Origin of the sequence: Streptomyces sp. NPDC051310, assembly GCF_044455245.1 — a bacterium.
GTDB lineage: Bacteria > Actinomycetota > Actinomycetes > Streptomycetales > Streptomycetaceae > Streptomyces.
This window is the reverse complement of sequence record NZ_JBITEO010000004.1, coordinates 42279-55821: the sequence shown is the minus strand read 5'-3', so window position 1 is coordinate 55821 and position 13543 is coordinate 42279. Positions and strand designations below refer to the sequence as shown.

General features: G+C 72.8%; 14 protein-coding genes. 10 read left to right on the top strand and 4 right to left on the bottom strand.

Annotated elements, in window-relative coordinates; all coding sequences use genetic code 11:
* Positions 1-11: 11 nt before the first annotated feature.
* The 3 genes from ACIA79_RS07300 (at position 12) to ACIA79_RS07290 (ending at position 3194) form a co-directional block, all read left to right on the top strand.
* On the top strand, positions 12-857 hold the full coding sequence (locus ACIA79_RS07300) for a GNAT family N-acetyltransferase (RefSeq protein ID WP_399427181.1): 846 nt from the start codon (positions 12-14) through the stop codon (positions 855-857).
* A 16-nt stretch (positions 858-873) separates the two neighbouring features.
* On the top strand, positions 874-1431 hold the full coding sequence (locus tag ACIA79_RS07295) for a GNAT family N-acetyltransferase (RefSeq protein ID WP_399427180.1): 558 nt from the start codon (positions 874-876) through the stop codon (positions 1429-1431).
* A 68-nt stretch (positions 1432-1499) separates the two neighbouring features.
* Positions 1500-3194 carry a proline--tRNA ligase gene (locus ACIA79_RS07290; RefSeq protein WP_399427179.1) on the top strand — a complete coding sequence of 565 codons (1695 nt, stop codon included), beginning with the start codon at positions 1500-1502 and terminating at the stop codon, positions 3192-3194.
* Positions 3195-3223: 29 nt separating this feature from the next.
* On the opposite strand, the gene ACIA79_RS07285 is transcribed toward ACIA79_RS07290, so the two are convergent.
* The 4 genes from ACIA79_RS07285 to ACIA79_RS07270 form a co-directional block, all read right to left on the bottom strand.
* On the bottom strand, positions 3224-4192 hold the full coding sequence (locus tag ACIA79_RS07285) for a slipin family protein (RefSeq protein WP_399427178.1): 969 nt from the start codon (positions 4190-4192) through the stop codon (positions 3224-3226).
* Between the two features lie 126 nt (positions 4193-4318).
* Positions 4319-5215 (bottom strand): aminoglycoside phosphotransferase family protein, encoded by an 897-nt coding sequence (locus ACIA79_RS07280; RefSeq protein WP_399427177.1) that lies wholly within the window; start codon positions 5213-5215, stop codon positions 4319-4321.
* A 124-nt stretch (positions 5216-5339) separates the two neighbouring features.
* A complete protein-coding gene (locus tag ACIA79_RS07275) occupies positions 5340-5762 on the bottom strand; it encodes a ferritin-like domain-containing protein (RefSeq protein WP_399427176.1) in 423 nt (140 codons plus the stop codon).
* 35 nt (positions 5763-5797) lie between these two features.
* Positions 5798-6385: a hypothetical protein gene (locus ACIA79_RS07270; protein ID WP_399427175.1), complete on the bottom strand. Its 588-nt coding sequence runs from the start codon at positions 6383-6385 to the stop codon at positions 5798-5800.
* 154 nt (positions 6386-6539) lie between these two features.
* Here ACIA79_RS07270 and rimP point away from each other — a divergent pair, with 154 nt between their 5' ends.
* The 7 genes from rimP (at position 6540) to truB (ending at position 13532) form a co-directional block, all read left to right on the top strand.
* Positions 6540-7037, top strand: a complete 498-nt coding sequence (gene rimP / locus ACIA79_RS07265; RefSeq protein WP_399427174.1) for a ribosome maturation factor RimP — start codon at positions 6540-6542, stop codon at positions 7035-7037.
* Between the two features lie 2 nt (positions 7038-7039).
* The gene (nusA, locus tag ACIA79_RS07260) at positions 7040-8038 is read left to right on the top strand and encodes a transcription termination factor NusA (RefSeq protein WP_031074801.1); all 999 of its coding nucleotides are present in this window, start codon (positions 7040-7042) and stop codon (positions 8036-8038) included.
* Positions 8039-8180: 142 nt separating this feature from the next.
* Entirely contained in the window at positions 8181-8450 is a 270-nt protein-coding gene (locus ACIA79_RS07255) for a YlxR family protein (RefSeq protein ID WP_399427173.1), read from the top strand.
* Positions 8451-8607: 157 nt separating this feature from the next.
* Complete coding sequence (gene infB, locus ACIA79_RS07250; RefSeq protein ID WP_399427172.1) at positions 8608-11673, top strand: translation initiation factor IF-2; 3066 nt, start codon at positions 8608-8610, stop codon at positions 11671-11673.
* 138 nt (positions 11674-11811) lie between these two features.
* A complete protein-coding gene (locus tag ACIA79_RS07245) occupies positions 11812-12105 on the top strand; it encodes a DUF503 domain-containing protein (protein ID WP_399427171.1) in 294 nt (97 codons plus the stop codon).
* Between the two features lie 63 nt (positions 12106-12168).
* A complete protein-coding gene (gene rbfA / locus ACIA79_RS07240; RefSeq protein ID WP_399427170.1) occupies positions 12169-12615 on the top strand; it encodes a 30S ribosome-binding factor RbfA in 447 nt (148 codons plus the stop codon).
* The gene (gene truB, locus ACIA79_RS07235; RefSeq protein WP_399427168.1) at positions 12612-13532 is read left to right on the top strand and encodes a tRNA pseudouridine(55) synthase TruB; all 921 of its coding nucleotides are present in this window, start codon (positions 12612-12614) and stop codon (positions 13530-13532) included. The genes rbfA and truB overlap by 4 nt, the downstream gene beginning before the upstream one ends.
* The last annotated feature ends 11 nt before the right edge of the window (positions 13533-13543 follow it).

Below are 13543 nucleotides of genomic sequence, written 5' to 3'. Positions count from 1 at the left end.
GAGGCCCCCTCGTGCTGACGCAGACCACCACCCGGGTCCTCGAACCCGGCGACCTCGGAGCCGCGCTGGCCATCCTCGAGAGCGACCCCGTCTCCAACGCGTTCGTGACCGCCCGCGTCCGGGCCGCCGGTCTCGACCCGTGGCGTCTCGGCGGCGAGATGTGGGGCTGGTACGCGGACGGGCGGCTGACCTCGCTGTGCTACTCCGGCGCCAACCTCGTCCCCATCTGCGCCACGCCCGACGCCGTCCGCGCCTTCGCCGACCGCGCCCGCCGGGCCGGCCGCCGCTGCTCCTCGATCGTCGGCCCCGCCGAACCGACGGCCCGGCTGTGGCGGCTGCTCGAACCCAGCTGGGGCCCCGCCCGTGACGTCCGCGCCCACCAGCCGCTCATGGTCACCGACCGGCCCTCGCCCGACATCGAGCCCGACCCCCTGGTCCGCCGGATCCGCAAGGACGAGATGGACGTGATCATGCCGGCGTGCGTGGCGATGTTCACCGAGGAGGTCGGCGTCTCACCGCTCGCCGGCGACGGCGGACTGCTCTACCAGGCGCGCGTCGCCGAACTCGTCGGCGCCGGCCGCGCCTTCGCCCGCATCGAGGACGGCAAGGTCGTCTTCAAGGCCGAGATCGGCGCCGCGACCCCGCAGGCCTGCCAGATCCAGGGCGTGTGGGTCGCCCCCGAGCACCGCGGCCGCGGCCTGTCCGAGACCGGCATGGCCGCCGTCCTGCGCTACGCCCTCGACGACGTCTCCCCGGTCGTCTCGCTGTACGTCAACGACTACAACGCCCCCGCCAGGGCGGCGTACCGCCGCGTCGGATTCCGCGAGGTCGGCGCCTTCATGAGCGTGCTGTTCTGAGGCTAGGGTTCGGCCCATGGAAGACGTCGTGGTCGGACCGGTCAACCTCGCCGAGCGCGTGGACGCGGCCCTCGCGGTGCAGGCCCTCGCCTTCGGCCTGAGCGAGGACGAAGTCGCCGTACGACGCCACATCGTGCTGCGCCACCTGCTGTGTCCCGGCGCGACCGCGTACGCCGCGACGACGCCCGCCGACCGGCTCGTCGGCTTCGTCTACGGCATGCCCAACGACCGCGCCCACTGGTGGTCCACGGTCGTCCAGCCGTACCTGCGCATGAACGGCAACGACGGCTGGCTCGACGACTCCTTCGTCATCACCGAGCTCCACGTCCACCCCGACTTCCAGGGCCGGGGCATCGGCCGGGAGCTGATCACCACCATCACGGACACCGCCGACCGGCCGCGCTCCATCCTCTCCGCGATCGACATCGAGAACCCGGCCCGCCTGCTCTACCGCTCCCTCGGCTACCAGGACCTGGCCCGCCGCGTGCACTTCCCGAGCGCGGCCAGGCCGTACGCGGTGATGGGGGCGGAGTTGCCGCTGCGGCGGCGCGGGGACGCCCCGCCGGGGAACTGATTTCCGCCGGGCGGGGGCCCAGGGCTAACCTCCTAGCCATCACACTTTTCACCGCAGGAGAGTTCCCCATGGCCCAGGTCCAGCGCATGTCCCGGTTGATGGTCAAGACACTGCGCGACGACCCGGCGGACGCCGAGACGCTCAGCCACAAGCTGCTCGTCCGCGCCGGTTACGTGCGCCGCAACGCCGCGGGCATCTGGTCCTGGCTGCCGCTCGGCATGAAGGTCCTGGAGAACGTCGCGCGGGTCGTGCGCGAGGAGATGGACGCGATCGGCGCGCAGGAGGTCCTGCTGCCGGCGCTGCTGCCCAAGGAGCCGTACGAGGCGACGGGCCGCTGGAACGAGTACGGCGCGGAGCTGTTCCGCCTCAAGGACCGCAAGGGCGGCGACTACCTGCTCGGCCCCACCCACGAGGAGATCTTCACCCAGCTGGTCAAGGACCAGTGCACGTCCTACAAGGACCTGCCGGTGATCCTCTACCAGATCCAGACGAAGTACCGCGACGAGGCGCGTCCCCGCTCCGGCATCCTGCGCGGCCGCGAGTTCCAGATGAAGGACTCGTACTCCTTCGACACCACGGACGAGGGCCTGGCCGAGTCGTACGCCCTGCACCGCGAGGCGTACATCAAGATCTTCGACCGGCTCGGCCTGCGGCACAAGATCGTCTCCGCGGTGTCGGGCGCCATGGGCGGCTCGGCCTCCGAGGAGTTCCTGGCCCCGGCCGCCGCCGGTGAGGACACCTTCGTCTACTGCCCGAACTGCGACTACGCCGCCAACACCGAGGCCGTCACGTTCAACCAGCAGCCGGAGGACCCGACCGCGCACGGCCCGGTCGAGGAGCTGGACACCCCCGACACGCCGACCATCGAGACGCTCGCCGCGCACCTGGACGTCCCGGCCGCCCGCACGCTGAAGAACCTGCTGGTCAAGGTCGACGGCGAGATCGTCGCCGTCGGCGTGCCCGGCGACCGCGAGGTCGACCTCGGCAAGCTGGAGGACCACCTGGCCCCGGCCACCGTCGAGCTGGTCACCGCCGAGGACTTCGAGGGCCGCGACGACCTCGTACGCGGTTACGTCGGCCCGCAGGGCCTGGACAAGGTCCGGTACATCGCCGACCCGCGCGTTTCGCCCGGCACGGCCTGGATCACCGGCGCCAACAAGCCCGGCACTCACGCGAAGAACGTCGTCGCCGGGCGCGACTTCGAGGTCGACCAGTACCTGGACGTCGTCGTGGTGGAAGAGGGCGACCCCTGCCCGAACTGCGGCTCCGACCTCAAGATCGACCGGGCCATCGAGATCGGCCACATCTTCCAGCTCGGCCGCAAGTACGCCGACGCCTTCCAGCTCGACGTCCTGGGCCAGAACGGCAAGCCCGTCCGCGTCACCATGGGCTCGTACGGCATCGGCGTCTCCCGTGCCGTCGCCGCCCTCGCCGAGCAGCACGCCGACGAGCAGGGCCTGTGCTGGCCCCGCGAGATCGCCCCGGCCGACGTCCACGTCGTCGCGGCCGGCAAGGCCCTCCAGACCGAGCTGGCGCTCGACGTCTCCGAGAAGCTCCGCGAGGCGGGCCTGCGGGTCCTGGTCGACGACCGGGCCGGCGTCTCCCCGGGCGTGAAGTTCACCGACGCGGAGCTCATCGGCGTGCCGAAGATCCTCGTCGCGGGCCGCCGCTCCGGCGAAGGCGTCCTGGAGCTCAAGGACCGCCGCACCGGCGAGCGCGAAGAGCTCACGGTCGACGAGGCGATCGCCCGCCTGTCCGCGTAATAGGCCGGGGCGGCGCTCGGCGTCGTCGCTCACATACAGCCTGCCGTACCGGTGTCGTCCTCCCGCACGTCCCTGACGTGGGAGGACGGCGCCGGTTCGCGCGTCCGGGCCTCGTGGGCGTCCGCCTCCAGCGGCTCGTCCCGGTGCGCCCCGTCCGCCTCGGCCAGGTGCGCGTGCGGCTCCTGGACGTGCAGCGCCGGCGCGTGCGGCGGGGCCGGCCGCTCCTCCGGCGCCGGGTTCTGCCCGGCCCGCTCCAGGAAGCGCAGCAGCTCCACCGGGAAGGGCAGCACCAGCGTCGAGTTCTTCTCGGCCGCCACCGCCACGATCGTCTGCAGCAGCCGCAGCTGGAGCGCGGAGGGCGTCTGCGACATCACTCCGGCGGCCTCCGCCAGCTTCTTCGACGCCTGCAGCTCCGCGTCGGCGTTGATGACGCGCGCCCGCCGCTCCCGGTCGGCCTCCGCCTGCCGGGCCATCGAGCGCTTCATCGTCTCCGGCAGCGAGACGTCCTTGATCTCGACCCGGTCGATCGTCACGCCCCACTCCACCGCCGGGTTGTCGATCATCAGCTCCAGGCCCTGGTTGAGCTTCTCCCGGTTCGACAGCAGGTCGTCGAGGTCGCTCTTGCCGATGATCGACCGCAGCGAGGTCTGGGCGATCTGCGAGACCGCGAAGCGGTAGTCCTCGACGCGGATGATCGCCGCGGCCGGGTCCACGACCTTGAAGTACACGACGGCGTCCACGCGGACCGTCACGTTGTCCCGGGTGATGCCCTCCTGGGCGGGCACCGGCAGGGTCACGATCTGCATGTTGACCTTGTTCAGCCGGTCCACGAACGGGACGATCATGGTGAACCCGGGCGCCCGGACGCCGGTGCGGAGCCGGCCGAACCGCAGCACGACGCCCCGCTCGTACTGCTTCACGACGCGGGCGGCGGCCGCCAGGTACAACGCGCCCGCGGATGCCGTCACCGCGACCGCCGTCAGCAGTTCCTCGACCATGACAACCCCCTGCCGTCGAAGCCGGGTGGTGCATACGGGTGTGTTATGCCCAATATTGCACCAAAGGGGTGGTTCGCGGAGGTCGGAGCCGCGCTCCCGGACGGCCCGCGGCCGGCCCGCGGACTCCTACAGCCAGCCCGCGTACTCCAGCAGCAGCTCGCCGTCCTGCCGCCGCCCCGCCGCCAGCGCCCGGGTGCCCGACTCCACGGCCCGGAACAGCGTCCAGCCGCGCAGCCGCTCGCGGTCCACGTCCAGCGAGTCGGCCAGCCTGTTCACCCGGCGGCGCGCCACCGACGCCCCCGCGGCCGTCGCGACCAGGTCCTCGACCCGGTCCCGCGCCAGCCGCGCCAGGTCGTACGCCCGCTCGCCCACCACGGGGTCGGGCCCCACCGCCAGCCACGGCGTACGGTCCCCGGCCAGCACCTTGCCCTGCCGGAAGGCACCGTGCAGCAGCAGCTCCTCCGGCGCGCTCCCCACCAGCTCCTCGCGCGCCGCCAGCGCCGCCGCCACCAGGCCGGCGCTCTCCGCGTCCTTCGCCGCCCGCATGGCCTCCGCCTGGCCCGCCGTGCGCTCGGCGACCGACGCGAAACCGTGGCCCCCGGGCGGATCGACCCACAACCGCCGCACCGTGCCCGCCGCCTCCAGCAGCGCCTTGGCCTCGGGCAGCGAGCGCAGCGACACCTCGGTGTGCAGCCGCTCCAGCAGCAGCCCCGGGCCCGGGGAGGCGTCCAGGACCCGCACCGCGCCCCAGCCGTCCCAGTGCGCCAGTGCGGCCAGCTCGCGCTCCGGCGCGGCGGACGGCGGGGCCAGCTTCAGCGCCGCGGCCCGCTCCTCGCGGTCCCGTACGAGTACGACGACGCTGCTGCGCCCGCCGGGGACGACGACCCGCTCCGCCCGGAGGTCCCGCCGGGCCAGCGCGTCCTCGACGATGCCGGGCAGCCGGTCCAGCCAGTCCCGCGCGGCCGAGTCCCCGTACACCTCGCCGAGCGCCCGCACCAGTCGCTGCGGCGGTTCGAAAGCCATGCGTGCGTTGTTCCCTTCCACCGGCCGGGGCTCACAGTCCTCTCGTCGTCGCGTTCCGCCGCGCCGCCGCCGCGGGCGGGCGCCGCCGTCGCCACGCGGCTCCTGCCCTCCGCGCCGGTCCGGCTCAGCGGCCCGGCCGCTCGGCGAGCCCAGGAAAGGCTACGCCGCTGCCCCGCCAGCGCACGGCCCGCACCGCGGCTTCCCGCAGCGCGCCCGCCGCCTCCCGCCGCAACGGCCCCTCGGACGCCCGGACGAGATCCGCGTAGACGCCCGCGATCCGGTCCTCCAGCTCGGCGGCGAGCCGGACCGCCGCGGCCGCGTCGGGCACCGCGAACGGCAGCGCGTACCCGGCGGCCGACGCCGCGGGCTTCGCGCCCAGGTCGCGCACGGTCCGCGCCAGCGCGTCCCGGCGGGCGCGGTGCGCGGCGTACCCGGCGGTCGCCTCGGCCCGCCGGTCCTCGCCGACGCGGGCGCCGACGACCCCGTACCCGTACACGGCCGCGTGCTCGGCGGCGAGTGCCGCCTGGACGGCGTCCAGGGCGCTCATGAGCGGCTCCTCTCCCTCTCGTCGCGCGGGGCGCGCTACGCGTCCCGGCCGGCGGTCAGCAGGTACGCCTGCGCGGCGGTCGCCGCCCCGACGGACGCGAGCAGCCGCGCGTACTCGGGCGGGGCGGAAGCCAGCGCGGCGGTGTGCGCGTCGGATGCCGTACGGGCGGCCGCGGCCAGCCCGGCGAGGGCGGTGCCCGGGTCCGGCGGCACGGGGTCGGCCGCGGCGGCCGGAGAGCTCGCCGCGGCCGGGCCGCCGGGGGAGGGCGTCACCGCGCCGGGCGCGGCCGCACCGGAGTCGGGACCCGGTGTGGCGGTGCCGCCCGTGCCCGCGCCGTCCTCGCCCAGGGCGGCCGTGTGGGCCGCCACCGCCGCGCGCAGCGGGAACAGCCGGACGCCCAGCGAGGGGTGCGCGGCCAGGACCGCGTCGTACCGGGCCAGCAGCGCCGCGCTGACCGCCACGGAGCGCCGCCGCAGCCGCGCCTCCTCGCGCGCCGCGCGCTCGGCCGCGGAGCGCGTCCCGCCCCGCCCGGCCGGCGAGCAGCCGGCGGCCCACAGACCGGCCGTGGCCAGGGCACCCGTCGCGAGGAGCGCGCGCCTGCGTGTCGTACCCGTGCGCCCCACGCGTCTCTCCCATCGGCCGGGTCCGAAGATCACCGCAGGCGAGCGTACCTGCGGCTCGGCGCGAGGTGGACGGCAACACCCCCCGCGACCGGATACCCTTTGGTCTGACACGCGACGAACCCACAACAGCACACGCGGCCGAGGAGTCACCCGGATGAGCACCACCCAGAGCGAACGGCTGCGCGGGCTGCTGGAACCGCTCGTCAGCGCCAAGGGTCTGGATCTCGAGGAGATCGAGGTGTCCCGGGCCGGCCGCCGCCGGATGCTGAGGATCGTCGTCGACTCGGACGAGGGCGTGGAACTCGACGCCTGCGCCGAGCTGAGCCGCACCGTCTCCGACACGCTGGACGAGACGGACGCGATGGGCGACGAGGAGTACGTCCTCGAAGTGAGCTCGCCGGGCGCCGACCGCCCGCTGACCGAGCACCGCCACTACGTACGCGCCACCGGCCGGCTGGTCAGGCTGCAGCTGCGGGAAGCCGGCGAACTGGTGGCACGCATCCTCTCCGTGGACGACGAGGGCCTCGATCTCGAGGTGCCGGGCGTGAAGGGGCGCAAGCCCACCACCCGCCGCGCGGAGTTCCCGGACATCGTGAAGGCGCGCGTGGAGATCGAGTTCAACCGCAAGGACAAGAAGGAAGAGGAGGCGTAGCCGTGGACATCGACGTGAAGCTCCTGAGGGGCTTGGCACAGGAGAAGGAGATTCCCTTCGACCTGCTGGTCGAGGCGATCGAGTCGGCCCTCCTCATCGCGTACCACCGCACCGAGGGCGCCCGCCGCCACGCCCGTGTCGTGCTGGACCGGCAGACCGGGCACGTGACGGTGTGGGCGAAGGAGGACCCGGCCGACCTGGAGGAGGGACAGGAGCCCAAGGAGTTCGACGACACGCCGTCGGACTTCGGCAGGATCGCCGCGAGCACCGCCCGCCAGGTCATCCAGCAGCGGCTGCGGGACGCCGAGAACGACGTGACGTTCGGCGAGTACGCGCGCCGCGAGGGCGACGTCGTCGCCGGTGTGGTGCAGCAGGGCAAGGACCCCAAGAACGTCCTCGTCAAGCTGGACGACAAGCTGGAAGCGATCCTTCCGGTGCAGGAGCAGGTGCCGGGCGAGGAGTACACGCACGGCCTGCGGCTGCGGACCTACGTCGTCCGTGTCGCGAAGGGGGTGCGCGGCCCGTCCGTCACCCTTTCGCGTACGCACCCCAATCTGGTGAAGAAGCTCTTCGCCCTGGAGGTCCCGGAGATCGCCGACGGCTCGGTGGAGATCGCCGCCATCGCGCGTGAGGCCGGTCACCGCACGAAGATCGCCGTACGGTCCACCCGTTCGGGCCTGAACCCCAAGGGTGCCTGCATCGGCCCGATGGGCGGCCGCGTCCGCAACGTGATGGCCGAGCTGCACGGTGAGAAAATCGACATCGTGGACTGGTCGGACGACCCGGCCGAGATGGTGGCGAACGCGCTGTCACCCGCCCGGGTGTCCAAGGTGGAGGTCGTCGACCTGGCGTCCCGCTCCGCCCGGGTGACCGTGCCGGACTACCAGCTGTCCCTGGCGATCGGCAAGGAGGGGCAGAACGCCCGCCTGGCCGCCCGTCTCACCGGCTGGCGCATCGACATCCGTCCCGACACGGAGCAGCAGCCGGCCGAGCAGGACTGACGCCGCCCCCGGCGCGCACCTGGCGGGGTGCGCCGGGAATAGAACCCGCCATGGTCACGTTGTGCCACGACGAGATCACGACAACAACCGTTCGATTTTTGCCCCAAAGGGGTGAGGTCGGTGCGGGGAGGTAGACTTAACCGTGTCTGGCCGGACGCATGCCCGCGCATGCCCTGAGCGCACCTGTGTGGGATGCCGGGAGCGGGCGGCCAAGCGCGATCTGCTGCGCATCGTGTTGATCGAGGGCGCCTGTGCCCCCGATCCACGCGGTACGCTGCCCGGCCGGGGTGCGTACGTGCATCCCGCCTCGGTCTGTCTCGACCTGGCGGTCCGCCGCCGGGCGTTCCCGAGGGCCTTCAAGGTCCCGGGACCGCTCGAAACCGCGGAGTTGCGCCGGTACGCAGAGCAGTGACCTTGTAAGAAAGAAGTACGGCACGGACACCCCGTGCGGTCAGGTACCTCGCGAGTGGAAGTAGGTCGAGATTGCGATGAGCACTCGATGAGTACGCGATGAGTACGCCCATGAAGTAGCGACGGTCCGGCGGTAACCCGGACCTAAAAGGAGCGAAGTGGCTAAGGTCCGGGTATACGAACTCGCCAAGGAGTTCGGTGTGGAGAGCAAGGTCGTCATGGCCAAGCTCCAGGAACTCGGTGAATTCGTCCGTTCGGCGTCTTCGACCATCGAAGCGCCGGTTGTACGCAAACTGACTGACGCGCTGCAGGGGTCCGGCGGATCCGCCGGCAAGACCGCAGCGAAGCCCGGCGCGCCCCGCAAGGCAGCGCCTTCCCCCAAGCCCGCGGCACCCGCGCCCTCCCCGGCGCAGGCCGCCCGTCCGGCTGCCCCGAAGCCCGGTGCCCCGGCACCGAAGCCCGCGGCGGCCGAATCGTCCTCCCCCGCGGCGCCGAGCCGCGCGGGCGGAGCCACGACGCCGGCCCCCGGCCCGCGTCCGACCCCGGGTCCCAAGCCGGCCCCCGCGACGCCCAAGCCGGCGCCCGCGTCCCCGGCTCCGGCGAACCCGGAGTTCACCGCGCCTCCGTCGGCCCCGGCCGCCGGTCCGCGCCCCGGTGCGACCCCCGGCCCCCGGCCGGCCGCACGCCCCGGTCAGGGCGGTGGCCGCCCCGGCGCGCCGCGCCCCGGCCAGCAGGCCCCGCGTCCGGGCGGTGCCCGTCCCGCGGGTCCGCGTCCGGGCAACAACCCCTTCACCTCCGGCGGCTCCACCGGCATGGCGCGCCCGCAGGCGCCCCGTCCGGGCGGCGCCCCGCGTCCGGGTGCTCCCGGCGCCCCCGGTGGTCCGCGCCCGCAGGGCGCCGGTCAGGGCGGTCCCCGTCCGCAGGCCGGTCCCGGTGGTCCGCGCCCCACTCCCGGCGGCATGCCGCGGCCCCAGGCCCCGCGTCCCGGCGGCGGCCCCGCCGGTAACCGCCCGAACCCGGGCATGATGCCGCAGCGTCCCGCTGCCGGCCCGCGTCCGGGCCCCGGTGGCGGCGGTCGCGGTCCCGCGGCCGGCGGTCGTCCGGGCGGTGGCGGCGGCGGTCGTCCCGGCTTCGCCGGTCGTCCGGCCGGTCCCGGCGGCGGTGGCGGCGGTTTCGCCGGCCGTCCCGGTGGCGGTGGCGGCGGTCGTCCCGGTGCTCCCGGTGGCGGCGGCTTCGGCGGCGGCGGTGGCCGTCCCGGCTTCGGTGGCCGTCCCGGCGGCCCCGGTGGCCGTGGTGGCACGCAGGGCGCCTTCGGCCGTCCCGGCGGTCCGGCGCGTCGCGGTCGCAAGTCGAAGCGGCAGAGGCGCCAGGAGTACGAGGCCATGCAGGCCCCGTCGGTCGGCGGCGTGATGCTGCCTCGCGGCAACGGCGAGACCGTTCGCCTGTCGCGCGGTGCGTCCCTCACCGACTTCGCGGAGAAGATCAACGCCAACCCGGCGTCGCTCGTCGCGGTCATGATGAACCTCGGCGAGATGGTCACCGCCACGCAGTCCGTCTCCGACGAGACGCTGCAGCTCCTCGGCGACGAGATGAACTACACGGTTCAGATCGTCTCCCCGGAGGAGGAGGACCGCGAGCTGCTGGAGTCCTTCGACCTCGAATGGGGCGAGGACGAGGGCGGCGAGGAGTACCTCACCCCGCGTCCGCCGGTCGTCACCGTCATGGGTCACGTCGACCACGGCAAGACGCGACTGCTGGACGCGATCCGCAAGACGAACGTCGTCGCGGGTGAGGCCGGCGGCATCACCCAGCACATCGGTGCCTACCAGGTCGCGACCCAGGTCAACGACGAAGAGCGCAAGATCACCTTCATCGACACCCCGGGTCACGAGGCGTTCACCGCCATGCGTGCCCGTGGTGCCAAGTCCACCGACATCGCGATCCTCGTGGTGGCGGCGAACGACGGTGTGATGCCCCAGACGATCGAGGCGCTGAACCACGCCAAGGCGGCCGACGTGCCGATCGTGGTCGCGGTCAACAAGATCGACGTCGAGGGCGCCGACCCGGTCAAGGTGCGCGGTCAGCTGACCGAGTACGGCCTGGTGGCCGAGGAGTACGGCGGCGACACCATGTTCGTCGACATCTCCGCCAAGCAGGGTCTGCACATCGACTCCCTGCTGGAGGCCGTGATCCTCACGGCGGACGCCTCGCTCGACCTGCGGGCCAACTCGGAGCAGGACGCGCAGGGCATCGCGATCGAGTCGCACCTCGACCGCGGCCGCGGTGCCGTCGCGACCATCCTGGTCCAGCGCGGCACGCTGCGGGTCGGCGACACGATGGTCGTCGGCGACGCGTACGGCCGTGTCCGCGCGATGCTCGACGACAAGGGCAACAACGTCGAGGAAGCGGGTCCGTCGACCCCCGTCCTGGTCCTGGGCCTCACCAACGTCCCGGGCGCCGGCGACAACTTCCTCGTCGTCGACGAGGACCGCACGGCACGCCAGATCGCCGAGAAGCGCGCTGCGCGCGAGCGCAACGCCGCCTTCGCCAAGCGCACCCGCCGGGTGTCCCTCGAGGACCTCGACAAGGTGCTCAAGGCCGGTCAGATCCAGGAACTCAACCTCATCATCAAGGGCGACGCGTCCGGTTCGGTGGAGGCTCTCGAGTCCTCGCTGCTCCAGCTCGACGTCGGCGAAGAGGTCGACATCCGGGTCCTGCACCGCGGTGTCGGTGCGGTCACGGAGTCGGACATCGACCTGGCGATGGGCTCCGACGCCATCGTCATCGGCTTCAACGTCCGCGCGGCCGGCCGTGCCGCGCAGATGGCGGAGCGCGAGGGCGTCGACGTCCGGTACTACTCGGTGATCTACCAGGCCATCGAGGAGATCGAGGCGGCCCTGAAGGGCATGCTGAAGCCGGAGTACGAAGAGGTCGAGCTCGGTACGGCGGAGATCCGCGAGGTCTTCCGCTCGTCCAAGCTGGGCAACATCGCGGGTGTCCTCATCCGCTCCGGCGAGGTCAAGCGCAACACCAAGGCGCGCCTCATCCGCGACGGCAAGGTCATCGCGGAGAACCTCAACATCGAGGGTCTGCGTCGCTTCAAGGACGACGTCACCGAGATCCGCGAAGGCTTCGAGGGCGGTATCAACCTCGGAAACTTCAACGACATCAAGGTCGACGACGTCATCGCGACGTACGAGATGCGCGAGAAGCCGCGCGTCTGATCCCCATGCGGCAGCCGGGGCCGGTCGGCGGAGAATATCCGTCGATCGGCCCCGGCCGTTGCGTGTACGGTTCTTGTGTCCCCGCCGCGTGGACGGCGGGGCCGTTCGAACCCGAACCGGCGGGACATCCGGGCATACATGTACGTGGGGACACTCTCCTTCGACCTGCTTCTCGGCGACGTACGGTCGCTGAAGGAGAAGCGCTCCGTCGTCCGCCCGATCGTCGCGGAGCTGCAGCGCAAGTACGCGGTGAGCGTGGCGGAGACCGGCGACCAGAACCTCCACCGCAGGGCCGAGATAGGCCTGGCGATGGTCTCCGGTGACGTCGGGCATCTCACGGAGGTACTGGACCGGTGCGAGCGGATGGTCGCCGCCCGGCCCGAGGTGGAGCTGCTGTCCGTACGGCGGCGGCTGCACACCGACGAAGATTGACCGAGCAAGAAGCGCGAGACGTGCACACGACCGTGCACGGCGCGAGAAAGAGGAGACGGACCAGTGGCCGACAACGCGCGGGCGAAGAAGCTGGCGGACCTCATCCGGGAGGTGGTGGCGCAGAAGCTGCAGCGCGGGATCAAGGACCCGCGGCTCGGCACGCACGTGACCATCACCGACACCCGGGTCACGGGTGACCTGCGGGAGGCGACCGTCTTCTACACCGTGTACGGCGACGACGAGGACCGCAAGGCGGCCGCCGCGGGCCTGGAGAGCGCCAAGGGCGTCCTGCGCTCGGCGGTCGGCGCGGCGGCGGGCACCAAGTTCACGCCCACCCTGTCCTTCGTCCCGGACGCCCTCCCCGAGACGGCCCGGACCATCGAGGAGCTCCTCGACCAGGCCCGCGCCTCGGACGCCAAGGTGCGCGAGGCGGCCTCCGGTGCCGCGTACGCGGGTGAGACGGACCCGTACCGCAAGCCGGACGACGACGAGGACGCCGCCGCCGAATGAGCCAGCACACCACGCCGGACGGCCTTGTCATCGTCGACAAGCCGTCCGGCTTCACTTCGCACGACGTCGTCGCGAAGATGCGCGGGATCGCCAGGACCCGCCGCGTCGGACACGCGGGGACGCTCGACCCGATGGCCACCGGCGTGCTCGTCCTCGGTGTCCAGAAGGCCACCAAGCTCCTCGGTCACCTCGCGCTGACCGAGAAGGAGTACCTGGGCACCATCCGGCTCGGGCAGAACACCGTCACCGACGACGCCGAGGGCGAGATCACCTCGTCCGCCGACGCCTCCGCCGTCACGCGCGAGGCCGTCGACACCGGGGTCGCCGGGCTGACCGGCGACATCATGCAGGTGCCGTCCAAGGTCAGCGCCATCAAGATCGACGGCAAGCGGTCCTACGCGCGGGTGCGCGGCGGTGAGGAGTTCGACATCCCGGCCCGGCCGGTCACCGTGTCGTCCTTCCAGGTGTACGACATGCGCGAGGCCGTCGCCGAGGACGGCACGGCCGTCGTCGACCTGGTCGTGTCGGTGGTCTGCTCCTCCGGTACGTACATCCGGGCGCTCGCCCGCGACCTGGGCGCCCACCTCGGGGTCGGCGGCCACCTCACCGCGCTGCGGCGCACCCGGGTGGGGCCGTACAAGCTGGACGCGGCGCGCACGCTGGACCAGCTCCAGGAGGAGCTGACCGTGATGCCGATCGCCGAGGCCGCGGCAGCGGCGTTCCCGCGCTGGGACGTGGACGAGCGGCGCGCGAAGCTCCTGCTCAACGGCGTACGCCTCGACATGCCGGCCCCGGACGCCTCCCGGACCCCGGGCACGGGCCCGGCGCCGGTCGCGGTGTTCGGGCCGGACGGCCGCTTCCTCGCCCTCGTGGAGGAGAAGAACGGCAAGGCCAAGAGCCTCGCCGTGTTCGGCTGACCCCGCCGCCC

What these genes read in the sequence shown, in the direction of transcription:
- ACIA79_RS07295 (WP_399427180.1), top strand. Translation starts at nt 874, where the DNA reads ATGGAAGACGTCGTGGTCGGACCGGTCAACCTCGCCGAGCGCGTGGAC.
- ACIA79_RS07290 (WP_399427179.1), top strand. Translation starts at nt 1,500, where the DNA reads ATGGCCCAGGTCCAGCGCATGTCCCGGTTGATGGTCAAGACACTGCGC.
- ACIA79_RS07285 (WP_399427178.1), bottom strand. Translation starts at nt 4,192, where the DNA reads ATGGTCGAGGAACTGCTGACGGCGGTCGCGGTGACGGCATCCGCGGGC.
- ACIA79_RS07280 (WP_399427177.1), bottom strand. Translation starts at nt 5,215, where the DNA reads ATGGCTTTCGAACCGCCGCAGCGACTGGTGCGGGCGCTCGGCGAGGTG.
- ACIA79_RS07275 (WP_399427176.1), bottom strand. Translation starts at nt 5,762, where the DNA reads ATGAGCGCCCTGGACGCCGTCCAGGCGGCACTCGCCGCCGAGCACGCG.
- rimP (WP_399427174.1), top strand. Translation starts at nt 6,540, where the DNA reads ATGAGCACCACCCAGAGCGAACGGCTGCGCGGGCTGCTGGAACCGCTC.
- ACIA79_RS07245 (WP_399427171.1), top strand. Translation starts at nt 11,812, where the DNA reads ATGTACGTGGGGACACTCTCCTTCGACCTGCTTCTCGGCGACGTACGG.
- truB (WP_399427168.1), top strand. Translation starts at nt 12,612, where the DNA reads ATGAGCCAGCACACCACGCCGGACGGCCTTGTCATCGTCGACAAGCCG.